General features: G+C 49.7%; 25 protein-coding genes. 11 read left to right on the plus strand and 14 right to left on the minus strand.

What is annotated here, in order from left to right; genetic code table 11:
- Positions 1 to 176: 176 nt before the first annotated feature.
- Entirely contained in the window at positions 177 to 590 is a 414-nt protein-coding gene (locus MTBMA_RS00245) for a cysteine peptidase family C39 domain-containing protein (RefSeq protein WP_013294888.1), read from the plus strand.
- Between the two features lie 168 nt (positions 591 to 758).
- Positions 759 to 1,589 carry a F420-dependent methylenetetrahydromethanopterin dehydrogenase gene (locus tag MTBMA_RS00250; protein ID WP_013294889.1) on the plus strand — a complete coding sequence of 277 codons (831 nt, stop codon included), beginning with the start codon at positions 759 to 761 and terminating at the stop codon, positions 1,587 to 1,589.
- A 178-nt stretch (positions 1,590 to 1,767) separates the two neighbouring features.
- On the opposite strand, the gene MTBMA_RS00255 is transcribed toward MTBMA_RS00250, so the two are convergent.
- The 9 genes from MTBMA_RS00255 to MTBMA_RS00295 form a co-directional block, all read right to left on the minus strand.
- On the minus strand, positions 1,768 to 2,625 hold the full coding sequence (locus MTBMA_RS00255) for a class II glutamine amidotransferase (protein ID WP_083772476.1): 858 nt from the start codon (positions 2,623 to 2,625) through the stop codon (positions 1,768 to 1,770).
- A 168-nt stretch (positions 2,626 to 2,793) separates the two neighbouring features.
- Complete coding sequence (gene hisB / locus MTBMA_RS00260) at positions 2,794 to 3,369, minus strand: imidazoleglycerol-phosphate dehydratase HisB (protein WP_013294891.1); 576 nt, start codon at positions 3,367 to 3,369, stop codon at positions 2,794 to 2,796.
- Positions 3,335 to 3,565: a 4Fe-4S binding protein gene (locus MTBMA_RS00265; RefSeq protein ID WP_013294892.1), complete on the minus strand. Its 231-nt coding sequence runs from the start codon at positions 3,563 to 3,565 to the stop codon at positions 3,335 to 3,337. The genes hisB and MTBMA_RS00265 overlap by 35 nt, the downstream gene beginning before the upstream one ends.
- 19 nt (positions 3,566 to 3,584) lie before the next feature.
- Positions 3,585 to 4,256 carry a TOBE domain-containing protein gene (locus MTBMA_RS00270; RefSeq protein ID WP_013294893.1) on the minus strand — a complete coding sequence of 224 codons (672 nt, stop codon included), beginning with the start codon at positions 4,254 to 4,256 and terminating at the stop codon, positions 3,585 to 3,587.
- A gap of 40 nt (positions 4,257 to 4,296) precedes the next feature.
- Positions 4,297 to 5,853, minus strand: a complete 1,557-nt coding sequence (locus MTBMA_RS00275; RefSeq protein ID WP_013294894.1) for an oligosaccharide flippase family protein — start codon at positions 5,851 to 5,853, stop codon at positions 4,297 to 4,299.
- A gap of 76 nt (positions 5,854 to 5,929) precedes the next feature.
- A complete protein-coding gene (locus tag MTBMA_RS00280; RefSeq protein ID WP_013294895.1) occupies positions 5,930 to 6,514 on the minus strand; it encodes a flavodoxin family protein in 585 nt (194 codons plus the stop codon).
- A gap of 18 nt (positions 6,515 to 6,532) precedes the next feature.
- Positions 6,533 to 7,753, minus strand: a complete 1,221-nt coding sequence (locus MTBMA_RS00285; protein ID WP_013294896.1) for a bifunctional 5,6,7,8-tetrahydromethanopterin hydro-lyase/3-hexulose-6-phosphate synthase — start codon at positions 7,751 to 7,753, stop codon at positions 6,533 to 6,535.
- A 12-nt stretch (positions 7,754 to 7,765) separates the two neighbouring features.
- Positions 7,766 to 8,053: a hypothetical protein gene (locus MTBMA_RS00290; protein ID WP_013294897.1), complete on the minus strand. Its 288-nt coding sequence runs from the start codon at positions 8,051 to 8,053 to the stop codon at positions 7,766 to 7,768.
- Positions 8,054 to 8,217: 164 nt separating this feature from the next.
- Entirely contained in the window at positions 8,218 to 9,504 is a 1,287-nt protein-coding gene (locus MTBMA_RS00295; protein WP_013294898.1) for a TrpB-like pyridoxal phosphate-dependent enzyme, read from the minus strand.
- 147 nt (positions 9,505 to 9,651) lie between these two features.
- Between MTBMA_RS00295 and MTBMA_RS00300 the strand changes: the two genes are divergently transcribed.
- From MTBMA_RS00300 to MTBMA_RS00330, 7 genes are all read left to right on the plus strand, one after another.
- Positions 9,652 to 10,671, plus strand: a complete 1,020-nt coding sequence (locus tag MTBMA_RS00300) for a DUF1786 domain-containing protein (protein ID WP_048901250.1) — start codon at positions 9,652 to 9,654, stop codon at positions 10,669 to 10,671.
- 40 nt (positions 10,672 to 10,711) lie between these two features.
- Positions 10,712 to 11,374 (plus strand): PHP domain-containing protein, encoded by a 663-nt coding sequence (locus MTBMA_RS00305; protein ID WP_013294900.1) that lies wholly within the window; start codon positions 10,712 to 10,714, stop codon positions 11,372 to 11,374.
- The gene (locus tag MTBMA_RS00310; protein ID WP_013294901.1) at positions 11,364 to 12,155 is read left to right on the plus strand and encodes a DUF63 family protein; all 792 of its coding nucleotides are present in this window, start codon (positions 11,364 to 11,366) and stop codon (positions 12,153 to 12,155) included. The genes MTBMA_RS00305 and MTBMA_RS00310 overlap by 11 nt, the downstream gene beginning before the upstream one ends.
- Positions 12,156 to 12,304: 149 nt before the next feature.
- Entirely contained in the window at positions 12,305 to 13,822 is a 1,518-nt protein-coding gene (locus tag MTBMA_RS00315; RefSeq protein WP_013294902.1) for a 2-isopropylmalate synthase, read from the plus strand.
- An 8-nt stretch (positions 13,823 to 13,830) separates the two neighbouring features.
- Positions 13,831 to 15,015, plus strand: a complete 1,185-nt coding sequence (locus tag MTBMA_RS00320; RefSeq protein ID WP_013294903.1) for a nitrogenase component 1 — start codon at positions 13,831 to 13,833, stop codon at positions 15,013 to 15,015.
- Between the two features lie 79 nt (positions 15,016 to 15,094).
- Positions 15,095 to 15,370, plus strand: a complete 276-nt coding sequence (albA, locus tag MTBMA_RS00325) for a DNA-binding protein Alba (protein ID WP_013294904.1) — start codon at positions 15,095 to 15,097, stop codon at positions 15,368 to 15,370.
- A gap of 367 nt (positions 15,371 to 15,737) precedes the next feature.
- Complete coding sequence (locus tag MTBMA_RS00330) at positions 15,738 to 17,624, plus strand: hypothetical protein (RefSeq protein ID WP_013294905.1); 1,887 nt, start codon at positions 15,738 to 15,740, stop codon at positions 17,622 to 17,624.
- A gap of 50 nt (positions 17,625 to 17,674) precedes the next feature.
- On the opposite strand, the gene MTBMA_RS00335 is transcribed toward MTBMA_RS00330, so the two are convergent.
- From MTBMA_RS00335 to MTBMA_RS00355, 5 genes are read right to left on the minus strand one after another with little or no spacing between them, the layout of a single operon-like run.
- On the minus strand, positions 17,675 to 18,619 hold the full coding sequence (locus MTBMA_RS00335) for a pyridoxamine 5'-phosphate oxidase family protein (RefSeq protein WP_013294906.1): 945 nt from the start codon (positions 18,617 to 18,619) through the stop codon (positions 17,675 to 17,677).
- Positions 18,620 to 18,656: 37 nt separating this feature from the next.
- Positions 18,657 to 19,865 carry an outer membrane protein assembly factor BamB family protein gene (locus MTBMA_RS00340; protein ID WP_148215518.1) on the minus strand — a complete coding sequence of 403 codons (1,209 nt, stop codon included), beginning with the start codon at positions 19,863 to 19,865 and terminating at the stop codon, positions 18,657 to 18,659.
- 28 nt (positions 19,866 to 19,893) lie between these two features.
- On the minus strand, positions 19,894 to 21,051 hold the full coding sequence (locus MTBMA_RS00345) for an ABC transporter permease (protein ID WP_013294908.1): 1,158 nt from the start codon (positions 21,049 to 21,051) through the stop codon (positions 19,894 to 19,896).
- A 5-nt stretch (positions 21,052 to 21,056) separates the two neighbouring features.
- A complete protein-coding gene (locus MTBMA_RS00350; protein ID WP_013294909.1) occupies positions 21,057 to 22,106 on the minus strand; it encodes an ATP-binding cassette domain-containing protein in 1,050 nt (349 codons plus the stop codon).
- Positions 22,103 to 22,525, minus strand: coding sequence for a PadR family transcriptional regulator (locus MTBMA_RS00355; RefSeq protein WP_013294910.1), 423 nt, complete (start codon positions 22,523 to 22,525; stop codon positions 22,103 to 22,105). The genes MTBMA_RS00350 and MTBMA_RS00355 overlap by 4 nt, the downstream gene beginning before the upstream one ends.
- A 291-nt stretch (positions 22,526 to 22,816) precedes the next feature.
- Here MTBMA_RS00355 and MTBMA_RS00360 point away from each other — a divergent pair, with 291 nt between their 5' ends.
- Both MTBMA_RS00360 and MTBMA_RS00365 read left to right on the plus strand, forming a co-directional pair.
- The gene (locus tag MTBMA_RS00360) at positions 22,817 to 23,563 is read left to right on the plus strand and encodes a sugar phosphate isomerase/epimerase family protein (RefSeq protein WP_013294911.1); all 747 of its coding nucleotides are present in this window, start codon (positions 22,817 to 22,819) and stop codon (positions 23,561 to 23,563) included.
- Positions 23,560 to 24,123 carry a TMEM175 family protein gene (locus MTBMA_RS00365; protein ID WP_013294912.1) on the plus strand — a complete coding sequence of 188 codons (564 nt, stop codon included), beginning with the start codon at positions 23,560 to 23,562 and terminating at the stop codon, positions 24,121 to 24,123. The genes MTBMA_RS00360 and MTBMA_RS00365 overlap by 4 nt, the downstream gene beginning before the upstream one ends.
- Positions 24,124 to 24,126 lie beyond the last annotated feature (3 nt).

Consider the following 24,126-nt stretch of genomic DNA (forward strand, 5'->3'; position numbering starts at 1 on the left):
TTCTGGGTGATGGTCAGGGCATTTGCTCGCTGCTCGTTCAACCTCTTTTTCATTTGAAGCAAGACCGCCGTGAGTTATATAAGCTCATGGGTTCTGTTTCACTTCAATCATATACATTTATTAATAATAATTAATAATTTATTATGAATACTGGTATTAAAATGGAGGTTTTTGATATGAAATCGTTTCTGGGTGATGAGGTTATAGTGAGGCAGAGCAGCGGATACAGCTGCGGTCCGGCGGCACTTGCCACGGTTCTCAGAAACCTTGGAGTTCACTGCAGCGAGGCAGAACTGGCGGAGCTTGCAGGTACAGACGAATCAGGGACCACCATGTATGGGCTGATACTCGCAGCAACCTCGAAGGGGGTGAGTGCAAGGGGTGTCAGGATGGAAATATCGGATCTGAGAAGGAATCACATCGCATTTGTAAGGTACGGTGACACGGCACACTACACCGTTGTTCTTTCGGTTGATGATAGAAACATCACCCTGGCTGACCCTGCCATGGGGAGGATCAGGATAAGGAGGGATATCTTCTCAAAAATATTCACAGGCAACGTTCTTGTGGTTGAAAGGGAGGAGGATTAATAAACCTAATATTAAATTAAATGATTAAGATATTATCTATAATTTAAATTTTAATCATCATGATCCCAGAAAAGGTAAAAAATATACTACTGGTATAAAAGCTTAATCATAATCTTTAAATCATAAAATACTTAATAAGGCGCAAAATAATAAGATTCTGGTGATCTAATGGTTGTAAAAATTGGTATAATAAAATGTGGTAACATCGGGACCTCACCTGTGCTGGACCTGTTACTTGATGAGAGGGCAGACAGGCCAAACATAGATGTCTGTGTCGTGGGTTCAGGTGCAAAAATGAACCCCGATGAAATCGAAAGGGCAGTACCAACCATGCTTGAAATGGAGAGGGACTTTGTTATATTCATAAGCCCAAACCCCGGTGCACCTGGCCCTGCAAAGGCAAGGGAGCTCCTTTCAGCGGCTGATGTTCCAGCCATGATCATAGGTGACGCACCAGGCCTCAGGGTCAAGGATGAAATCGAGGAGCAGGGACTTGGATACATAATAGTAAAGGCCGACCCGATGATAGGGGCAAGAAGGGAGTTCCTGGACCCAACAGAGATGGCATCCTTCAACTCCGACGTTATAAAGGTCCTTGCATTCACAGGCGCATACAGGGTTGTGCAGAACACAATCGATGCAATGATTGCAGATGTTGAAGCCGGAAAGGCACCTGAACTTCCTCAGGTGGTAATAGACACAGATAAGGCGGTTGAGGCAGCAGGCTACACCAACCCATATGCAAAGGCCAAGGCCATGGCTGCATATGAGATAGCAACCAAGGTGGCTGACATAGACGTCAGGGGCTGCTTCATGGTACAGGACCCTGACCAGTACATACCAATCGTTGCCTCAGCACACGAAATGCTATCTGCAGCTGCCAAACTTGCAATTGAAGCAAGGGAAATCGAAAAGGCCAACGACACCGTGCTGAGAACACCACACGGTAAGGAAGGCAAAACACTTAGCAAGAAGGATCTTCTGGCCAAGCCAGAATAGATCTTCAACCACTTATTTTTTCTGATATATGAGCCTTTCAACGGGGATTTAATTCTCACCTTTGCAACGTTCCAGAGCATGGTTTATATTCCCGGATGCTTAATATCACTGGTCCAGCGGTCCATATAAAAAATAGATTGCATGGATCTTGGTTGAAATTGGCTGTCGTTTACCGTCGTCAGATGCTCTCCTCACTGACCCTGAAGATCAACTTCCCATCTCTGTAGACCCTCAATTCTCCTCGAAGGAAGGCCTCCCATTTTTCACTGGTCAGAGGTTTACTTGCGATTATGTAACCCTCCTGATCAGGCTTTTTCTCATGGGCGAGGTCTATCTGGTAATCGTCATCAAGGAGTTCAACAGGACCGTAGGGCGCCTTTCGATGCAACTGGTGGAGGCCCTTGTATCCCTCCATGTCATGATAGGAGAAGAGGTGCTTACCATCGGATAGGAGGCAGTTAAAATCTCCATAGCCGTTGATATCATTCAGGACGCTCCAGAGCCACAAGTAATCCTCGTCATCCCTGAATTTAACGCCCTCCTCACTGATGCGGTTCATGATGTGGCAGAATGCGATCTCGGAGTCAGTTGTCCCAACGGGTTTATACCTTCCAACCCCAGGGTTATCAATGTTGAGGGTACCGTTGTGGGCGAACACATAGTCCCGTCCGTCCCATTCCCTCTGGAAGGGGTGGGTGTTACTGTGGGACTTATCCCCGCTGCTTATCCGACGTATATGGGATATTATGATCCTAGAACCTATGGGTTCATAGTTCTCCAGGAACTGTGACAGCGGACTCTCCTTTGATGGGCAGGGCTCTTTGTAAACCTGTACCGATTCATCTGGATAGAAGGCCAGCCCCCAGCCGTGAGGGTTATCCTCTGACCTCATCCTGAAACCCTTGAGGGAAAAGGATGGTTTCACTTCCCGGTTAAAACAGAACCCCAGAAGTTCACACAAACCAATCACTCCCCTTAAATTTTGTAATGAGATCCTTCTGTGATGGATTGTGATGCAGCCTGAGGTCAATAGCATGTCTTAGACGGTAGATCCTTATGATTAATTTAGCGAAAAACTCTTAATAAATTGCATCCATTAACGTAACAACGCATATCTGCAATATGGTGTTCTGGACTCCCATATGCGAAAATACTATTCACTAATGAAATGACTTTAAGGTGCACGTCGCCATCCACAGATTCTCTACAATCTGCCCTTGGTGCTTGGAATCATATCGTGTTCAACCCGTACAGCATCCCTCAGTGCCATTGCAAGTGCCTTGAAGAGTGCCTCGGCCTTATGGTGGTCGTTACTTCCCCTGACAGATGCATGGATGTTAATGGCAGCAGAAGCCGCAAATGACTCAAAGAAATGCCCTATGTTATCTGATGAGACATCTCCAATCCTGGTACCTCTGAAATCAAGTTCAAGTACCGTGTAGGGTCTTCCACCCAGGTCCAGTGCAACGGTGGCCAGGGACTCATCCATGGGGACCATAGCATGGGCCATCCTCCTTATACCCTTTCCATCACCGAGGGCCTCCCTGAGGGCCTCGCCCAGTGTCAGCGCAACGTCCTCAACCGTGTGGTGGTCGTCAACCTCCAGATCTCCCCTTGCCTCCACCTCAAGGTCCATGAGCCCGTGACGGGCCAGCGATCCAAGCATGTGGTCAAGGAATCCAAGACCTGTATTCACATTTGACCTTCCACTACCATCAAGGTTCAGATCAACCTTCACATGGGTTTCAAGGGTTTCCCGGGTCTTCAGACTTCTTCTCATAGTTATCATCCCTTATGATCCTTATGGCGCCTTCAGGACATTTACTTGCACATATCATGCACTGGTGGCAGAATTCAAGGTTTGAGGCTCGGGCAGGGTTTCTCCTGTCTATGGTCCATATCCTTCCCCCCTTGGGACAGGCCTCACGGCACTCACCGCATCCGGTGCATTTATCTGGATCCACAATGATCTTCAATTAAATCACCACCAATCCGTCATATCTTAAGAACAGTAACAGCAACAGCCTTAAAACCAGCATATACATCGGATCCAGGGTTCAGTTTCATTTTACGCTGAGATTCACGTGTTATGCGGGTCTTGAGTTTAATGTCACCTGCATTGATCCTGACGGTCACGATGTCCCCATCCAGTTCAAGGCCTGTAACAGTCCCTGGAATGGTGTTCCTCATGCTGGTATCGTACCTTTTACCCATGAGCACAATGTCCTCAGGGTCAACGAGGAGTATGACCTCATCTCCAGGGGATAAACCCTCAACCATTGGTGCCTCAAGGAGGGAGTTTCCCACCCTTATCCTTGAACCATCTCCTGAAATCTCCTCAACAGTTCCCTTGATTTCGTTACTGGAAATCTGCCTTTCAAGGGCCCTCTTTAATTTAAGATACTCAAGGACGACCCTGATACCTGTTTCTGTGAGCCTGCTACCTCCACCCCCACCTTTTCCACCCCTTCTGGTTTCCACGACCTCTTCACCGAGGAGTTCCTCAAGGTTCTTTATATAGGCAAGGGCGCTGCGGTAGGGGATACCAGCCTCCTCTGCTGCTTTGCTTATGGAACCCCTGCTCTGGATCAGCCTGAGAAGTCTGAACCTTCTATCATCCACAGGGACTTCGGTTCCGTCAATGGCAATTCTGCAGCTGAAGCTCATTGTAGAACCTATGGATCTTGTTCTTTATATTCTTATGCCATCACCTTGCCCAGCGGTCCATAAGATCAGCCACCCTGTTCATGGCTCCTGAGAGGGGACCCATCCTTGACGCAGACTTCCTCACAAGCCTCACGTCACGCTTCTCAACACCCCCTATAAGGAGTAGGCTCGCACCGTAAACCAGGGGACTGAGGATTATTGCCAGAAGGAGCCCCATGATGGTCTGGGGAAGGAGCAGCATGAAGACCCCCATAACCCCTGATGAGAATCCTATCCTGAGAAGTGAGAGGCCCGGCGGCTTCACACCGGTTATCTCTGAGGTCTTCCAGAGGATGATGATCATTATAATGAAGGCCGCGATTGTTGTTGCAAGGGCTCCCCCCTCGATTCCAATTAAGGGTACAAGGGCAACGTTCAGTGCAAGGTTTATGACAGTTCCAGCAACCAGCACGTACATTGGAAGACGGGGGTAACCTATCCCCTGGGCGATACTTGATGATATCATGAAAAGGGTGTAGAAGCTCATCCCAACAACCAGTATGCTCAGAGCGCCAGCACCGAAGATGAAGTTGCTCCCAAAGAGGAGTTCAAGAAGGGGTTCTGAGAAGACGGCTATGCCAACACACATGGGAAGCACAAGGAGAGTCACGACCCTGTATGACTGTACAATGTAGGTTTCAAGGAGCCTCCTGTCCTTCAGTGCGAAGGCCTCTGATGCCGCAGGAAGAACAGCGGTTGCCACAGAGAGGGATACTACAAGAGGAAGCCTTGCAATGGGATCAGCCGCAGTGTAGTATCCCACAGAGGTTGTCGCCATGAACACACCTATCACAAATACACTTATATCATATATTGCCATCTCAGAGAGGGCGGTGATTATAACGGGGATGGAGAATGAGAGAAGCACTTTCACAAGTCCCAGTTCCTCCCTGATGGTCAGCCTTTTTTCTGGGGGAGCAGGTGGGAAATAGCTGTTCATCAGCCTTTTGAATATCAGGATAGCTGATATGGCCGAGGCGAGAAAACCCATGGCGGTACCCATAACCGCCCCTGCTGCATAGAAACCGGCCATCACAAAGACAACTGCGAGGGTTATCATGAAAACCTGCTCAACCGCCCTTGTAACCACGACGTACTCCATCCGGTATATGCCCTGAAATGCGCCCCTGAAGGCACCCACTATAACACTGAATGGTGTTATAAGTGCAACAGCCTGCAAGGGGTACTGGGCTGCTGGTTTATGGAAGAACTGGTTTGCAAGCCAGGGGGCTGTGAAGAACATTACGAGGGAGAACGTCAGACCAAGAAATATCATGACCTTCAGCGCGGTTATAACAACCTGCCTGGCCATTTCATCCTCCTTGAGGGCCCGGTGCTGGGCCACATACTTGGCTATTGCCGGCGGCAGACCCCCGGCGGCCAGTATCTGGAATATCCCCTGGAATGGGAGTGTCAGTCCCAGGAGTCCGTAGCCCTCGGGTCCGAGGAGACGTGTCATTAGAACGCGGTAGATGTATCCACCCACCCTGAAAAGCAGGTTGCCGATTATTATAAAGAAGCTGCCCTTTAAGAGTTTGGAGGTACCTGAAGATGCCATTGAATCACCGGAAAAATAGATCTGATAGCGCCTTAAATAAGCCTTTGGGTCGAAGTTGCCATGATAAAAAAATAAATTATGGGGTCTGGGAATTCAAAAATCTTTTAAACATTTTGAGGGTTTTATCAAGGGTTTTAAACCCATAGGAATCCTCCTTAACGCCCTCGATGGTGTCCCTTGACCAGAGACATGCCCCAAGGTTTGCTCCGAAGGACCCCCCGCTTACTGGTATTACTCCGTTGAGGATGTAGAAGGTGTGTATCTGCATGAGGGCAGGTTCCTGCCCCCCGCACCTGTCACCACCAACAGCTATGCCCATGCCCAACTTACCCCTTAGGGAGTCGTAGTCCTCTGCACCAAGCGCCCGGCAGCGGTCCATTATGGCCTTCACCTGGGCGCTGACACCGCCATTGTAGACAGGGGTTGCAATTATGATTCCCTGGGCCCCCCTAAGGAGGTCGTAGAGTGGGTACATGTCGTCCTTCAGCACACACTCCCTGTTCCTGAGGCAGTAGTCACAGTGCCTGCAGGGTGAGATGTTCTTACCCCTTACAGTGAAGAACTCTGTTTCAAACCCTTCATCCTCCAGTGTTTCAAGGGTCCTCTCAAGCACGTAATGGGTGGCCTGTTTCCTGGGGCTTCCACATATACCCACTATCATATGCAACCCCCTTCTCGGCTAGATTGACTCGTCCTCGTCAAGGGGCAGTCTCATGGTGTCGGGGTCCTGGGGCATGTGCTCCAGGAAGTCCTCGGCGGCCCTCCTCACATCCCTTGAGCCGATTATGTACCTTCCAACCACTATTATGTCGGCGCCGCTATCAAGGGCCTCCTGCATCTTGGATGGTGTTATACCTCCTGCAACGGCCACAAGGCCCCTGGGGCCAAGTATATCCTTTATTTCCCTGATGTTGCCCCATTCGCTCATTTCACCAATGTCCTCTCCACGCTCTGCTCTGAGGGTTTCAAGGTCTACATTCCTGTGGAGGAGGACGATGTCTGGCTTGTATCTGAGGCCCCTGAGTTTATCAACGAAGTTTTCAACATTCATCATGTCCAGTATGGAGTATATGCCCTGTTTCTGGGCCTCGTGGATGGCCTTCTCAATGGATTCAACGGTTCCGAGACCGGATATGGCCACTGCATCAGCCGTCTCATCTGCGGCCATCTTAACCTCTATCCTGCCAACGTCAAGGGTTTTGAGGTCAGCTATTATGAAGGCGTCCCTTCGAAGCTCCCTTATCCTGCTTACGACACCAACACCGAACTTCTTGACGAGGGGTGTTCCGGCCTCGAGGAGTATCCTTTCCCTGTTGGGGAGAGCGTCAATGATCCTCTCCATCTCCTCAATGCTGTCAAGGTCAAGGGCAACCTGCAGGTAGGGGGGGTTCCACAGTCTGACTGCCCTGAAACCCATGATTGGGTGGCTTCCCCGGTCCTTTTCACTGAGGACCTTCCTTGCTGAGGGGTAGTTCTCCATGGCCCTTCTGAGGGCCAGTTTGGTTGCCCCGTAGTTGTACTGGTATATCTTGCGGTAGTCCTCTGCCTCTGGGTGTATGAATACACTGACAATTACCACGAGGTCCTCAACCTTTTCCTCGGGGATTATTCCCTCCTCAACCGCATCGGCAACTGCACGGGCAACCGCTGTCTGAGCCGGCCCGAAGACCTTGTCGGCGTCCTCAAGGCAGCTCACCGTAACCTTGGGTACTATGAGGGTTGCGGGTTTTGTCATGAGGTTGGGCCTTATAACCGATAGAAGTGGTGTATGACCAAGGGAAAGGCTGGTGAGGCCATTTGCAAAGGCTGCCCCCGCGTTTCCCTCCTTATCACCTATGATGAGATCTATATGGGCAACCTCATTGCCGCTTCCTATGAGTGCTTCACCTATTCTGTACAATCTTTATCCTCCTTATGTGGTTTGATTTTGAGCCGGTGGTTCGGGTTCTTCAGGTGCTGTGGTGTTTCCTTCACCTGGTGTGATGTTTGTCCTGGTTCTCTTTGTGGTTTTTATGGTGTTGTCGGTGCTGACCGGTGCAGGGGATTCATTTGCAAAACTCATATCCGTTGTTGCGTTGTCAGCCCAGTCCAGCTGGGTCACGTTCTGTTCCTGGGCCCCCATGTACAGGGCAACATTGAAACCGACCATCAGTGCTATGATAAGGATCATGGCACCGATAACGATATTTCTGTAGTCCATCAGATCACCTTGATGAGATTGATATAAACTAATTTAGTGTAGGTGATGATGGTATTTATATGTATTGAAGAAGAAGATACGGGATTTTTCATGGCTGAAATCCAGTGGAGTTCCATGTATCATGGAGTTTCAGCCATAAATCCCCATGAATTCAATCGGGGCTATCAGATTTTGCCCTCAAGATAGTCCCCGTAACCCTTGAGGTCCAGGAGCCCGTGGCCAGAGAAGCTTACGACTATGGTTTTTTCCTCACCGGTCTCTCTGCACTTTCTGGCCTCATCCATGGCAACACTTATGGCGTGGCAGGTCTCTGGTGCAGGAACAACCCCCTCGGCCTTTGCAAATTTAACACCGCTCTCAAATATTTTATGCTGTTCTACGGCCCGGGCCTTGATGATGCCCTCCTTCACCAGCAGTGCAACCTGCGGTGACATTCCATGGTACCTCAGACCGCCTGCATGTACAGATGGGGGTACAAAGTCGTGGCCTAGTGTGTACATCTTGAGGAGTGGTGTCATACCAGCAGTGTCACCAAAGTCATACCGGTATTCTCCCTGGGTGAGGGTCGGGCAGGATCTTGGTTCAGCTGCTATGAATTCACAGTCGAGCTTACCATCAAGTTTATCCTTTATGAATGGAAAAACCGCCCCGCCAAAGTTGCTGCCCCCACCCACACATCCTATCATGACGTCAGGTGTTTCACCTGCTATTTCCAGCTGTTTCTGTGTTTCAAGACCTATCACGGTCTGGTGTAGCAGAACGTGGTTGAGGACGCTTCCAAGGGAGTAGTAAACGTTTTCATACTGGAGGGCCTCCTCCATGGCCTCTGATATGGCTATACCAAGGGAGCCCGGGTGTTCTGGGTCCTCACTGAGTATTTTCCTTCCGAATTCGGTATGGTCACTTGGTGATGGGACAACCTCGCCACCATAGAGCTGCATTATTGTTTTCCTGAAGGGCTTCTGGTTGAAGGAAACCCTGACCATGTAGACCTTGCACTGGAGGTCCATGAGTGAACATGCAAGTGAGAGGGCGGTTCCCCACTGTCCAGCGCCTGTTTCTGTTGTGAGCCTTTCAGCTCCATCTTCACGGGCATAGTATGCCTGTGCTATCGCGGTATTGAGCTTGTGGCTTCCTGTGGGTGAATAATCCTCCCTCTTGTAGTATATCCTGGCGGGGGTGTCAAGCATCTCCTCAAGGCCCTTTGCTCGAAAGAGTGGGGTGGGTCTTCCGATCATCTTGTAGACATCTCTGACCTCACGGGGGATCTTTATCCAGCGCTCCATTGACATCTCCTGCTCAAGAACCCCCCTTGAGAACACCCTTGGAAGGTTCTCTATGTTCTCTCCGCCCTCAGGGTTTCTGGGTTCTGGTAGTGGTGATGGCAGGTCCGGGTTGATGTTGTACCATTTTTTTGGTATTTCATTTTCGTCAAGAACAATCTTGTTCATGGTATCACCTTAGATTTCATGATAAGGTCATGTTATCATCAGCATTTACATGCATGATGTCTCTTTAAAGAACTATTTAAAACTTTACAGTACATATCTGTACATTTAGGAAATGGTTAATAAATGGGGGGAAGATATGATTCCCACATGAAGATACTTGCAGTTGATGTGGGGGCAGGGACCCAGGATATAATGTACCATGATACTGCAGTTGATAGAATTGAAAATTCCATAAAGATGGTACTGCCCTCACCCACAAGGATAATCGCAGAAAGGATCAGGGGAATCAGTGAGGACGTCTTCATTCATGGCCAGACAATGGGAGGGGGACCCGTGAGCAGGGCCATAATTGAGCACCTTGAGAGGGGTTACAGGGTTGTAATGACCCATGAGGCAGCAAGGACCATCAGGGATGACCTTGAAAGGGTCAGGGCGATGGGGATAGAGATATCAGACAGGGACCCTGGCCTGAGGAGGGTGAAGTTAACGGATGTTGATCTCGGGGCCATAGCAGGGGCCCTCGGACACTTTGACGTTGAACTGGAAATCGACTTCCTGGGGGTGGCTGTTCAGGACCATGGTGCGGGTGGTGATATGGGTGATAGAAACTTCCGCTTCATGAAGATCAGGGAGAAACTAAGAGAACCAGTGAAACCTCAGGAGTTCTCATACCTTGGCAATGTCCCAGATTACTTCACCAGGATGAAATCCATTGAGGGGGCAGCTGAGCACCCCCTCCTTCTGATGGATTCCAAGTTCGCCTCAATAGCAGGGGCTCTCCTTGACCCCGCAGTGAACTCAGCTGGGCCGCTAGTCGCTGTTGATGTGGGTAACGGCCACACCCTGGCAGCCAGCGTACTGGATGGCAGGATACATGGGGTCATGGAGCACCACACAAAGATGCTGTCCCCTGAAAAACTTGAGGAACTCCTCCTGAAACTCGCCCATGGGGAGATAACCCACCGGGAGGTCCATGGCGACGGAGGTCATGGTGCCCATGTCCTTGGAGGGGTGGGTGAGCCTGAGGTGGTTGTTGCAACTGGTCCACAGAGGAGTATTCTCGATGAAACATCCCTCAGGGTCCACCATGCTGCACCGGCAGGGGACGTCATGATGACAGGGCCCGTGGGGCTCATAGGAAGCATAGAATACAGGGTGATGCACTGATGGGTCCAGGGAACATGAGGGCAATTGTTAAGGTGGTTTCATGATAAGGATTGACCCCCACATACACACGGTATACTCAGGGGATGCAAGGGGAACGCCACGGGATGTGCTGAAGAGGGCATCCCTTGTGGGCCTCGATGCAGTTGCGATTGCAGACCACAATACAATGAAGGGATCCTTGATTGCAATGGAGGACTCAGCAGAGTTTGGGGTCACGGTGGTCCCTGCAGTGGAACTCAGCACATCCGCCGGTCACATAGTGGCACTGGGTGTGCAGGAGGAAATACAGAGGGGTCTCACCCCTGCAGAGACCATGGATGAGATACACTCACAGGACGCACTTGCCATAATACCACACCCATTTGTCAGGTACAGACAGGGACTCTTTGTGAACGAGAGAAACCTCCGTGTTGATGCAGTTGAAACCCTCAACTCCCGCTACATAGTTGGTTACTCCAACTGGAGGGCAAGGAAATTCGCAAGAAAGAGGGGCATCCCTGAGATAGGTGCAAGCGACGCACACTTTGTGGAGGCTGTTGGAAGTTCATTCACGTTTGTGGAGTCTGAAAATACAGCTGATGATATAATTGAAGGTATAAGAAGGGGTAGAACCAGGCCTGAGGGAAGAAGGACACCCCTTCCCCTGATTGTGAGGGAGGTAATCAACAAAAAACTCATAGGCAGGATGAGAAATGATATCTGAGCTTCAGAAGTTCCTGGAGAGCAACTTCTTCTACCTCCACCCTGGCTACACGCCCCTCAACACGGTTGTTTTTGGCCTTGTACTCGGGTTTGCCGTTCTCATCATACTCAGAATGTTCAGGTGGCTTAAAAAGGACCCCAGGGAACTCCTTGTGCCACTGCTTCCCTTCATATTTCTCGGGTCAGGTGCAAGGGCCCTTGTTGATAATGGGATCTATCCACTCACCCATCTCCTTGTGACCCCTGGCATATATGTCCTTGTGGGACTCACGGCAATAGCAACGCTCCTCGTCTCGGTTAAACTTGAGAAACTTTATGGATGGGATTACAGAAAGCTTGTATTTGCTACAGGGGCGGTTCTTTCCATTCCAAACATCATAAGCATGCAGAAAATTAATCCCGTACCCTTTTTCTCTGTACTGGGAGTATTCATGGCATCTGCATTCCTTTTCTATATAATAGGTCTTAAATGGGAACTTCTAAGGGAGAGGATGAATCTCTACGTGGTGTACGCGCACCTTTTTGATGCATCCTCAACCTATGTTGCGGTTGACCTCTATGGCTATGCTGAGCAGCATGTCCTGCCATCGGCATTCACGGCCCTGACTGGCACGGCCCTTGTGATGTTCCCCCTAAAGATAGCGGTCATACTGTTGGGTCTATATGCCATTGACAGGTACGTTGAGGACCCGGGGGACTCGGCTCTACTTAAACTTGTTATATTCATACTTGGCCTAGCACCGGGCCTCAGGAACTTTCTGAGTCTCAGCATGGCGGTTTAAAGTATATCCGGGACCCCTCGTCTCTTGGCAGCAGAACGCTTCTTCTGACTTTTAAGTTATAACTTATAACTTATAAGTCTGCTGTGTAAAAGCTTTTAATTGTGGCAGCATATAGATCATGATAAAAGGCCAGACCACGGGGAATTTAAATGTACATAGAAGAGGTTAAACCGGAAATGAAGCTACCTGAGACGGTGAGAATATTTGACACAACACTCAGGGACGGTGAGCAGACACCTGGAGTGGCGCTCACGGTGGATGAGAAGATATGCATAGCAAGGAAACTGGACTCCCTTGGAGTTGACACAATAGAGGCAGGGTTTCCTGCAGCCTCCCCAGGGGAGATGGACTCAGTAAGGAGGATAGCTGACCTTGATCTTGATGCGAATACTTGTGGTTTGGCAAGGGTGCTAAGGGAGGACATAGACGCTGTTATTGACTGCGGCGCTGACTACATACACACCTTCATAGGGACATCACCCCTCCACAGGAAGTACAAGCTCAAAATGTCCCCTGAGGAGATAATAGACAGGGCGGTATTTGGGGTGGAATATGCGGTTGAACATGGGCTCAGGGTGGAATTCTCTGCCGAGGACGCCACGAGGACAGAATTTGATTACCTTGTGGGGGTATACAGGGCCGCAGAGGATGCAGGGGCCGACATGATAAATGTGCCGGACACTGTGGGGGTGATGATACCCCGGGCCATGAACCGCCTCATAAGGGGTCTCAGGGATGAGGTCAGGACACCCATCAGCGTCCACTGCCACAATGACTTTGGACTGGCCGTTGCAAACTCCCTTGCAGCGGTGGAGGCAGGCGCATCACAGGTGCATGCAACCATCAACGGGCTCGGTGAAAGGGCAGGGAATGCAGCCCTTGAGGAGGTTGTGATGGCCCTCATAACCCGCTATGACCTCCCCCTCACCATAAAGACAACGGAACTTGTGAACATCTCGGAATTCGTATCAAAGATAACGGGGGTAAGGATGCCCCCCAACAAGGCAATCGTGGGTGAAAACGCCTTTGCACATGAGGCAGGCATACACGTCCATGGGGTTCTTGAGAAGGCAGAGACCTATGAACCCATAACCCCCGAGATGGTTGGCCACAAGAGGAGGATAGTCCTCGGCAAGCACACAGGGGCCAACGCCCTCAGATCAAAGCTTCAGGAATATGGCATAGATATGAACGAGGACCAGTTCTGCACCCTCTATGAACAGGTCAAAAGACTAGGAGATAAGGGGAAAAGGATCACCGACGCAGATCTTCGGGCAATGGCCGTCACGATACTTGGAAAGGCAACAAGGGAGATTGTGAAGCTTGAGGGCATAGCGGTGATGACAGGTGAGAGTGTGATGCCAACGGCCACAGTGAAGCTGAGGATCGGAGATGAGATCAAGACAACATCAATGACCGGGGTGGGGCCTGTTGATGCGGCCATAAACGCCATACAGAGCCTAGTAAGTGAAACAGCAGATATAGAACTTGATGAGTACAACATAGAGGCAATAACAGGCGGTACCAACGCCCTTGCAGAGGTCTTCGTTGTCATGAGCGACGCCGACGGCAACAAGGCAACAGGAAGATCCACCAGGGAGGATATAGTGATGGCGAGTGTGGAGGCGGTCCTCGATGCAATCAACAAGATCCTGAGCCTCAAATAGGTGTGCCGATGGAGCCAGTATCAACATGTAAACTCTTCGGGGCTGTAAGGGCTGTTTCAGGCATCTGCAATGCTGTACCACTCATCCATGGCCCCAGGGGCTGCGCATACCACATCGGATACCTTCTGACGGCAAGGGGAGGTAAGAGAATAAGGGTTCTATCAACAGAACTCACTGAATCAGATGTGGTATTTGGGGCAGCCGATAAACTCAAAAAGGCCATAATTGATGCCGACAGAACCCTTAAACCGGAACTCATAGCTGTTATGAGCTCCTGTGCAACAAGCATAATAGGTGAGGATATAGGGAGGGCTGCAGAGGAGGTTAAGGGGGAAATCGACTCTAAAATCATAACCATCAGTGCAGGGGGCTTTGAGTCAAACCAGGGCGAAGGATACCTTGAGGTCATGATGACACTCATTGAGTCCATTGCAGCTGATGCAAAACCATCAGATGAGCCATCAATCAACATCATAGGGGAGTTCAGGGGCGGCCCCGACCTCAACCATATTGTGGATACCCTTGGCAGGATGGGTGTTTCTGTGAACTGTGTGCTCACATCCGGGAGCACAGTCGGTGACATTGAGGGAATCGCGTCAGCCCATCTGAACTATTCCTTCTGTGATGTATCAGGAATAGGGCCCTGCAGGTTTCTCGAGGAGGAATTCGGGATTCCATTCATCCACCACCCAATTCCCCTCGGATTTTCAAACACCCTGAGGTTCTATGAGGTGATACTTGAACACCTCAGCATTGATTACACCCTTCAGGATGAAGTCAGTGAATACGCTGAGGAAAGGGATCGTCTGAGATCGGAACTGGAGGGTGTGAGGGTCGGTATAGTTTCAGGGCCCACAAGGGCCGTTGCACTGGCTGGATTTGTAACTGAACTTGGAATGAAACCCGCTGTGGTGGCAATGGACATGATTGGTGAGTACACACTTGAGAACCTCTCTGGAACTGGCCTGAGGTCGGAGGTCCTGGTTGGGGCTGATCTCTCTGAGCTGGAGGATGCGCTTATCAGGAATGAACCTGAGGTCATACTCGGTGGAGTTGCAGAGACACGGTTTTCAGAATCACTGGGGGCGCCGCTTATCGATGTTATGCATGGTTATGCCCTCACTGCAGGGTTCAGGGGCGCATGTGTAACCGGCGGCAGGGTACTTGAAGCGGTTAGGTCCAGAAGTTATTAAATTTTTTAATTAGCATATCACAAACTTTATATAATCAGGGGTTTCTATCTTTATTACAGACACTCTTGGAGGTTAAGTGATGTCAGAGGAGAATGTAGTATACATCGGAAACAAGCCTGTAATGAACTATGTTCTGGCCGTAGTGACTCAGATGAACGGTGGAACCAGTGAAGTGATCCTTAAAGCCCGTGGAAGAGCTATAAGCAGGGCTGTTGACGTTGCGGAGATTGTCAGGAACCGTTTCATACCAGACATACAGATAGAGAACATTGACATATGTACAGAGGAGATCATTGGTAACGAGGGAACCGCTACCAATGTTTCAGCAATAGAAATCCAGCTCAGAAAGGATTAGGGATATAAAAGATGGAAGCCACAGGTTTCCATTCTTTTATATTTTATATGCACTGAATTTTCAGGAACTTTACTCTTTATCAGGGGATTCAGAACAGTCATTGACTTCTCACTTAACCCCAGCACAATACTTTATCAGAAATTAAGAGGGTCTTCATACCATTTCAGCTGACCTCAATGTAATATCTAATTTTCACAGGATTGTAATAGTTTATTCACATATTCTGAAGATTATGATTATTTTTTCAAGGTTTTTCAGTATTTTACTAAACTATTTATGGCAGTGTGGACATACAGAGAATCACTCCTCAATACTTTATAATTGAGGGGACTGAAAATTATTTTTCCTGAAAAAGGAGGGGGGATGAATGAATAGGAAATTCAGGGCCTCCCGGTCCATTGGACCGGTAGGTCTAGGTCTGGTGGCACTTCTTTTAGTGTTGGCCCTCACAGGCACATCCTCTGCGGAAAGCGGAGGTCAGGCCGGAACAACACTCACAGCAAGTGTCACTGCAAACACAAGCTATGTGAAGGAATACACATGGCAGATCCACAAGAACGTCACACCCGATAGCTGGGACATCTTTAAGGGAGACTCAGCCACCTCAGAGTACACAGTAGGTGTTGAGAGGGAAAACCCGACAGAGAGGGCATGGATTGAGGGCAACGTGACTGTACACAATGGTGGGGGTGTTTCCACAGAGAACCTCTCGGTTATACTGGAGCTGAGGGATGGTGTACCACCACCAGATGACCTTTTAGGGATTTATCCACTGGATATATCAGCGAATCCTGTTCTTGATCCAGGAGAAACAGGGACATACCCCTACAGGATTTACCTCACACCGGCACAGGTACACGCAGGGGGTAACTACAAGGTGACTGCGAATGTTACAATCACAAACCATTCAGGGCGCCTCGGAACACCCTTTGGACCGGGACCATCAGCAACGGCAACACTCCCTGCATCACCGGTGACGGTGAATGAGTGCATACATGTTGATGACACAAGTGGAGAGTCATGGCTCTTTAACGACTCAGGATCAGTTACATACACCAGGCGGTTCACCGGGGCTGGAACATACAACAACACGGCCACGATAAGGGAAACCGGTCAGAGTGCCAGTGCATCTGTCCAGGTTAACGTATATGAACTGATGGTCTCCAAGAATGCCACAACTTCCTACACAAGGACCTACACCTGGAACATCAGCAAGGAGGCCGACTTAAGAGAGGTCACCGTGAACATGGGGGACACTGCAACCGTGAACTACACGGTTAACATTTCAGTTGATACAGGAAAAGACAGTGACTGGATGGTGGGGGGCACCATCACAGTGTTCAACCCTGCACCCATCGCCGCTGTAATAAACTCCATCTCTGATACCGTATCACCGGGACTTCTGATGAATTTAACCGGCGCAACGTTCCCCCATGTACTTGAGCCAGGCGGGACACTTGTCCTCAACTACATGGGACGTCTACCTGATGGTTCTTCAAGGGTTAACACTGCAACGGTGGTTCAGCAGAACCATGACCGCTACCTGGACAGTTCAGATATGGCCGGATCTACAGAGTACACTGCAATGGCTGATGTGGAATTCGGTGAACCTTCAGAACTTGTTGATGAATCTGTAACTGTATCCGACGACAGATGGGGCTACCTGGGAGTCATCACTGTGGGCAGTGACATAATGCCTGGAGAAACCTACACCTTCAACTATTCTGTGACCTATGGACCCTACAATGCACCTGGACTTTACACAGAGGTTAACGAGGCATCATTTGTGACCTGTGATACCAGCACCGGGGGATCAGACTCATGGCTGGTTGATGTATATGTGAGGAGCCCCTACGGCACACTGACAATAGGTTACTGGAAGACACACGCCGGTTTCAATGGAAACAACCAGGATGCTGTCACACCACTCCTTGGCACGGGTCTATGGCTTGGAACTGCCGGTGGAGATAGGAGTGTACTTGTCACCACCGCTGAACAGGCTGTGAGAATCCTAAGCTTTAATGGCTCAGCATCCAATGGAATAAACAAGCTATATGCACAGCTACTTGCAGCAAAACTGAATATACTCAACGGAGCCTATGCTTCCCCACAGGTTCTCAGCGTGATTGCCCAGGCAGATGCTTTCCTCGCAATCCATGACACATCAAGCTGGAGCAGCCTCAGCAAAAAGGATCAGCAGAAAGTCCTCCAGTGGATGAGTATGCTGGATAAATACAACAATGGAATGCTCTAGGCATTCCATAAAACTTTTTTTAGAGTGCATAATTCTAGGATTTCATAAATTTAGACCTTCTCTTTAAACCAGAACACCTGTTTTGCGCCCGATGAGGCCTCCCTGAACCTGCTGTTTAGGAACTCAACCCTGTGGATGGAGATCCTTATGACGTTCATATCCACGGGGAGGTTTCTCATGGACTCAGGATTGAGACCCCTTAGATTATAGATCCTCTCTGATTCATCTTCATCCAGTATATCCACAGCACCGGTTATCTGCATCCCTGCCAGGTTGCTCATGGATGTGTAGTCCTCGTAAACTGCAACAGAGGCGTTGCTGTTCTCAAGGATACCGGCAAATTTCTCCCCACCCTCGGTGATCACGTATATGGACTCACCGTCATACACGTATTCAAGGGGTGTTGCCCTTGGTCGGTTACCATGGCAGGTTGCAAGGACACATGTGTTATGGGACCTCAGAAATTCATCAATGGATTCACGGAGTTTATCCTCATCAATGTCAGTCATAAGTGAGTCCCTGATTTCTTTAAGGTCAAGGGCAACTTCAATCACCTCTGAGATATCAAAGAGGTCGGAATCCTTAATTTCAATTCCAGCAACCTCAGAGAACCTCCTGAGATCCTCAATATCCCCATCAGAGAGTCTGTCAAGGATCATACGCCCACCAAGGGTGGCTGAATGGACAGCACCCCCAAGAAGTTTTTCAGCCTCACTGAGAGCCCTTCTACCATCATCCGGGCTCAGGGAAACTGAGAATATCGCCACGGGTTTATCACGAAGCCAGGGATTTTTCTTTATAAAATCGGTTATTCTGTCGTGTAAACGGCCCCTGTAAACCCCTGAACCAATAACGAAGAAGTCAAATTCCCTGTAGTCTTTCTGAAACTCTTCTGTGGTGCAGCACCTTGAGGGCCCGAGTATTCTCCCGATGGTTGATGCGGCTTCCTCTGTGGAGCCGTAGGTGCTCTCATAGATTATGAGTGTCCTGAACATACCTTCACCTTCAGTTTTTTAAATAAAAAAGAAGGGTTTATTTTCTTGCAACCCTTCTTATCACGGCTCCGGCCCCTATGATGGCTATTATTATCGCCGCCACATAGTATGCGAATGGTGAGGTTGGGCCCTCCTTCTTTTTGGAGTCAAGGGCGTAGATGTAGCCGTTTTCTGTTGCAAAGTAGATGGTTTTGCCGTAGACTACGGGTGATGAACTTGCTGGTGAGTTGAAAAGGTAGTAACCCGGTGAGTAGCTCCACTCCTCCTTCCCTGTGTACTTGTTGAGGATGTGGAGTGTCCCGTCATCTGAGCCCACAGCCACCATGTTCTCAAAGAGTGCTGGCGCTGATCTCACGGCACCGCCTGTTTTGAATGACCATTTCAGGGTACCTGTCCTTGTGTCAAGTGAGGTCACGTTGCCGTCATCGCATCCAGCAAAGAGGCTGTTCTCCTCTGTGTCAATGGCGGGTGTTGACCTGACCCTGTCACCGAGGCTGTACCTCCAGACCGCGCTTCCATCGGACTCTGATAGGGCATACATGTTCCCGTCATCTGACCCCACATAGATGGTTCCGTTCCAGAAGGCCGGTGATGATATAACCTGGTCACCGGTTGTGTAGCTCCACTTCTCCTTTCCGTCGGACTCTGATAGGGCATAGACATTACCGTTGCATGATCCAAAGTAGACGGTTCCGTTCACCACAAGTGGTGATGATTTAACAGCCTCCCCGGCATAGAACTCCCACTTCTTTGACCCGTCATCCGCATCAACTGCGTAAAGCCTGCAGTCATCTGACCCCACATATACGGTACCCCCGCTAACTGCAGGGGATGACTCTATCCTGTTGCCTGTTTTAAATTTCCATTCGAGGTCACCGGTGTCTGTGTCTATGGCGTAGAGGTATCCGTCCCCTGAACCCACATAAAGGGTACCATTGACCACCGCAGGGGATGATACAACCGCGCCCCCTGTCCGGTAGCTCCAGACAACTGAACCGGTCTCGAGGTTCACCGCATAAACCTTTCCATCGACTGAGCCGATGTAGGCAACCTTGTTGAATATTGCGGGTGATGACTTTATCCCGCCGATGGAGAGATACCATGTCCTTGCTGAGAAGTCACTTGGCTCCTCAGAGAAACCTGTGCGCTGCTGGTCCCCATGGAAGAGGGGCCAGTCTGCAGCTGATACAGGACTTAAAACCATCCCAATGATTATAAGTGCCGCAATTAAACTTTTCCTCATCATATTACCACCTGAAATTTAGTCTTAACACCTAAATGTCCCTGTTAAACCTGGTAACCCCCATTGCAAAGAACAGGAGTGTGAATCCCACAAGCACGGCCAGGTCAAGCCAGATGTCCCCGACACCTGCACCCTTCAGCATCACTGACCTAAGAGCGTCGTTGGCATAGGTGAGGGGCACCACGTAGGCCAGCTTCTGGAACACCCATGGCATGGTCTCAATGGGGTAAAAGACCCCTGATACGAACATCATGGGCATTGCAAAGGGCATAACCATCTGCATGTAGTCCTCCTGGGTCCCCACCCTCGCCGATATCATTATTCCGAATCCCACAAAGCACAGTGCTGTGAGTACAAGTAGAAGGACCGTAAGGAGCATGCTGCCGTTGATCTTTATTCCGAAGAGTAGTATGGCGACACAGAGCAGCAGGAATGCTCTTCCACTTTCTATAACCAGTTTTGAGATTATTTTACCCCCAACAACTGTTGAAACGCTTGTGGGGGTCATGAAGAGACGTGCGAGTTCTCCCCTCTCCCTTTCCCCTGCAATTGACTGTCCCATACCGAACATGCAGGAGAACATTATGGTCATTGCAAGTACCGCGGGCACAAGGAAATCCATGTACTTGACGTCCCCGTAGATCCTGTCAACCTGGAAGTTTATCGTGCTCACGATGCTCTGAAAGCCCGTCTCCCCGGGGGTTGAATTCTGGTTCTGAATATTCACAGCGGGGCTCTGCATCTTCTGAACCGCTATTTCACCTGAAAGCCTGCTGAACAGCGCCTGGGTTGCAGGTACCAGGGCCTGACTTGCCAGCTGGTCAGAGGAGTCAAGGTACATGACCACTGTTGGCTCGTCTGTGAGATTGTCATAGTTGGGGGGCAGTATTATTGCCGCCTTGACCTCCCCGGCGTCCACCATGTCCCTTGCGGTTTCAGGGTCCTTCATGATATCCTTAATATCGTAGAGGCTCATGTTCCTCATTGCAGCGACGGTCTGGTCTGTGAGGGGTCCGCTGCTCTGCTCAACTATAACCACAGGTATGTTCTCCAGTGTACCACCCATACCGTAACCGAAGAGGGTTATCATGAGTATGGGGAACAGTATGATTGATATGAGGCGGGGTTTGTGCCTCCAGAGGACTATGAGGTCCTTCTTGAGCATCCACATTACCTTCTTCATTTCCATAACGGTTACCTCCCTGTAACCTTCATAAATACATCCTCAAGTGAGGGGTCCCTGGTTGAAATTGAGCTGATCCTGGCATTGTTCCTTATAACTGCCCCGAGGACGTCATTTATGGCAGTGTCACAGCTTTCATCCAGTTCAAGTATTATCCTGCCGGTGTGGTGCCTTTTAACCTCCAGTGTAACCGGGAGGGATTCAAGTTCAGCTATGAGTTCGTCGCTGAGGTCGGTGATCAGCATGCTGAGCTCCCTACCGGCGCAGGTCCCGGATTTTTTCATTTCCTCAATGACCTTTTTTTCGGATTCAGGGGTCTCCTCCTGAATTCTTTCAAGTATGGTGCCAATCTCCCGTGCCTTTAGGGATTCCTCCTCTCTTATAACGGTGTCCTTGAGGCCCTGGGGCGTGTCAAAGGCTGCTAGCAAACCCTGATTTATTATACCCACGTAGTCACAGAGGAGTTCAACCTCATACATGTCATGGGAGCAGAGTATGATGGTGTGGCCGCTGCTGTTCAGTTCCTCGATGAGGTCCCACAGCACCCTCTTTGTTGTCGGGTCAAGTCCTATGGTTGGTTCGTCGAGGAAGAGTATGTCTGGCTGGTGTATCAGGCTTGCAACCAGTGAAACCTTCTGCTGCTGTCCCCCTGACATCTGTCCAACGGGTTTATCTGCCGCGTACTTTATGTCAACCAGCTCCATGAGTTCATCGATCCTTGTTTCCTTGAGGTCCTCTGGCATCCCGTAGAAGTCTGCGCACATCTCCACGTTCTCCCTTGCTGTGAGGTCCTCGTAGAGGCTGACCTTCTGGGGGACCATACCTATCTGCTGTCTCACCTCGTCGGGGTTCTCCAGTATATCGTATCCGGCGACACGGGCTGTACCTGAGGTTGGTGGTATGAGGCAGGTGAGCATCTTTATGGTTGTGGTCTTACCCGCCCCGTTGGGCCCCAGGAACCCGAAGATTGAGTTCTTCTCTATCTTCATGTTGAGGCTGTCAACTGCTTTGAAGTCCCCGTAGACCTTTGTGAGGTCATAGGTCTCTATGGCATATTTCATTCTTCCTCCTCCCTCTCACATGGGAACATGTCGTTCCAGAAGTCCTCCCATATTCTTGAGATGTGGTTTTTCATTATATCACGGATCCTCTCTATTGTTTCATTTCCCAGCGGGGTTATCTCGTAGTACTTGACCCTCTTCTCCCCGTGCATCTCCCATGAACCCCTTATGAGTCCCTTCTTCTCCAGGTCGTGGAGTACTGGGTAGATGACGCTTGGACCGGGCGGTTTGATCTCCTGGCAGTGCATCCCCTTGATCGAGTAGAACTTCTCAAGTCGTCGCATTATCTCGTATCCATGGATCTTTTCCCTGCTTATCATCCAGAGGATCATTGTTTTTCCGAATCCCCTCATGAAACTCTTTATTATCTTCTCGTCAAACTGTCCCCCCTTTCCATGGGGGCCATTTTCTGCACACATCAGGACATCTCCAGAAAGTGATATATCAATTTTCTGATATATCCTGTTTTATATATACTTTTTGGTGGTACGATGAAGGTAAGGTCGAGGTAGCACTGAAACAGTTCTGATCACCACACACTATCAGGCGAAGAGGAACGCCCTTCACATCCAGCCCATGTTCAGGGTCACTGTAGACGTCTTAACACCGCAGGGACCCTGCAGATCCAGGCACCTATAAGTATCTTTCATTTTCAGAGGGAATGGAAACACTCATAAGGCCGGCTGAATAGAAAACCTACCGGGATCTATATGAGACTCGGATTTTCAACCCTGGCACTTTTCATGGAACCAATGGAGAATATCCTGGAGAAAGCAGAGGAGGACGGCTTTCAGCTTCTTGAAATACTCTGCGAGGGACCCTACTGGCCCCGGAGGCTCCTTGAAGATGGGGCAGCACTGGAGGTATTTGAATCCTTTGACCTTGAGATACTCCTCCACGCCCCCACCATAGACCTGAACCCTGGCAGCATGAACCAGGGCGTAAGGGAGGAAACAGAAAGACAGATGATTGAGACAGTGGAACTCGCATCAAGGATAGGGGCAACAACCGTAACAACCCACCCGGGTCTTGTGCACAGGAGGGAGGAGAGGATAAGGAACGCGGCTCTTAAATTCGCGGCAGAAACACTTAAAAACTGTGTGGCCCATGCAGAGGATTCATCGGTAAAGTTCTCAGTTGAGAACATGCCTGACAGGTTCTCATACCTCTGCAACAGCCCCCGTGAGCTTGAAGAATTCTCAGAGAAATGCGGATCATATGTGACTGTGGATGTGGGCCATGCAAACACCACAGGTTTCCTTGAGGATTTCCTCAGCATGGAAAGAATAGCCCACCACCACCTGAGCGACAACAACGGTGAAAGGGACCAGCACCTCCCCCTGGGGGAGGGCACGGTTGACCTTGAACTCCTCAGGGGGATAGACCGTGGGGTGATAGAACTGAATAACTATGAGGGAGTCATAAAGAGCAGGAGAATCCTGGAATCATTTTATTGAGGCAAAAGAATGAAGAAGAACAGATTGAGGGCCTCGCCGATGGAATATTTGCCATTGCAATGACACTCCTTGTTCTGGGCATTGAAGTGCCAGAGGGAATCATAACAGAGTCCTCAATGGCTTCATACCTCACACTCCTCGCCCCCAGGATCTACATCTACTGCCTCAGCTTCCTCCTCCTCGGGATTTTCTGGCGGGTTAACCACATGCAATTTGAAAACCTGAGGGAGGTTGACACGGGTTTCCTGTGGATAAACATATTCTGGCTGATGTTTGTGGCCATGGTGCCCTTCTCAACGGAACTTACAAGAGACTATGGCGGACTTGTGACATCCAATGTCATATTCCATGTTAACATGCTGATGATAGGCCTCCTACTATCTGCAAGCTGGTTCTATGCATATAGAAATGGGCTCATGGATGTTGAAAGGGACCAGTACCTGAGGGCACTTAAGAGGAACCTTCTGATTTGTGGCAATCGTGGCGCTCCTGATAACACCATTCACGCCCGGGTACAGCTCCATTGCCTATGCAATCAGGTCCTCAAGAGGTTCATCTAGATA

The organism is Methanothermobacter marburgensis str. Marburg (assembly GCF_000145295.1).
Lineage (GTDB): Archaea > Methanobacteriota > Methanobacteria > Methanobacteriales > Methanothermobacteraceae > Methanothermobacter > Methanothermobacter marburgensis.

Coding starts and splice junctions, on each gene's coding strand:
- MTBMA_RS00345 (WP_013294908.1), bottom strand. CDS start 21,051: ATGGAAATGAAGAAGGTAATGTGGATGCTCAAGAAGGACCTCATAGTC.
- MTBMA_RS00320 (WP_013294903.1), top strand. CDS start 13,831: ATGGAGCCAGTATCAACATGTAAACTCTTCGGGGCTGTAAGGGCTGTT.
- MTBMA_RS00355 (WP_013294910.1), bottom strand. CDS start 22,525: ATGTGTGCAGAAAATGGCCCCCATGGAAAGGGGGGACAGTTTGACGAG.
- MTBMA_RS00335 (WP_013294906.1), bottom strand. CDS start 18,619: ATGTTCAGGACACTCATAATCTATGAGAGCACCTACGGCTCCACAGAG.
- MTBMA_RS00305 (WP_013294900.1), top strand. CDS start 10,712: ATGATAAGGATTGACCCCCACATACACACGGTATACTCAGGGGATGCA.
- MTBMA_RS00310 (WP_013294901.1), top strand. CDS start 11,364: ATGATATCTGAGCTTCAGAAGTTCCTGGAGAGCAACTTCTTCTACCTC.
- MTBMA_RS00330 (WP_013294905.1), top strand. CDS start 15,738: ATGAATAGGAAATTCAGGGCCTCCCGGTCCATTGGACCGGTAGGTCTA.
- MTBMA_RS00250 (WP_013294889.1), top strand. CDS start 759: ATGGTTGTAAAAATTGGTATAATAAAATGTGGTAACATCGGGACCTCA.
- MTBMA_RS00270 (WP_013294893.1), bottom strand. CDS start 4,256: ATGAGCTTCAGCTGCAGAATTGCCATTGACGGAACCGAAGTCCCTGTG.
- albA (WP_013294904.1), top strand. CDS start 15,095: ATGTCAGAGGAGAATGTAGTATACATCGGAAACAAGCCTGTAATGAAC.
- hisB (WP_013294891.1), bottom strand. CDS start 3,369: ATGAGAAGAAGTCTGAAGACCCGGGAAACCCTTGAAACCCATGTGAAG.
- MTBMA_RS00360 (WP_013294911.1), top strand. CDS start 22,817: ATGAGACTCGGATTTTCAACCCTGGCACTTTTCATGGAACCAATGGAG.
- MTBMA_RS00295 (WP_013294898.1), bottom strand. CDS start 9,504: ATGAACAAGATTGTTCTTGACGAAAATGAAATACCAAAAAAATGGTAC.
- MTBMA_RS00290 (WP_013294897.1), bottom strand. CDS start 8,053: ATGGACTACAGAAATATCGTTATCGGTGCCATGATCCTTATCATAGCA.
- MTBMA_RS00315 (WP_013294902.1), top strand. CDS start 12,305: ATGTACATAGAAGAGGTTAAACCGGAAATGAAGCTACCTGAGACGGTG.
- MTBMA_RS00280 (WP_013294895.1), bottom strand. CDS start 6,514: ATGATAGTGGGTATATGTGGAAGCCCCAGGAAACAGGCCACCCATTAC.
- MTBMA_RS00255 (WP_083772476.1), bottom strand. CDS start 2,625: ATGCTATTGACCTCAGGCTGCATCACAATCCATCACAGAAGGATCTCA.
- MTBMA_RS00275 (WP_013294894.1), bottom strand. CDS start 5,853: ATGGCATCTTCAGGTACCTCCAAACTCTTAAAGGGCAGCTTCTTTATA.
- MTBMA_RS00245 (WP_013294888.1), top strand. CDS start 177: ATGAAATCGTTTCTGGGTGATGAGGTTATAGTGAGGCAGAGCAGCGGA.
- MTBMA_RS00350 (WP_013294909.1), bottom strand. CDS start 22,106: ATGAAATATGCCATAGAGACCTATGACCTCACAAAGGTCTACGGGGAC.
- MTBMA_RS00340 (WP_148215518.1), bottom strand. CDS start 19,865: ATGATGAGGAAAAGTTTAATTGCGGCACTTATAATCATTGGGATGGTT.
- MTBMA_RS00300 (WP_048901250.1), top strand. CDS start 9,652: ATGAAGATACTTGCAGTTGATGTGGGGGCAGGGACCCAGGATATAATG.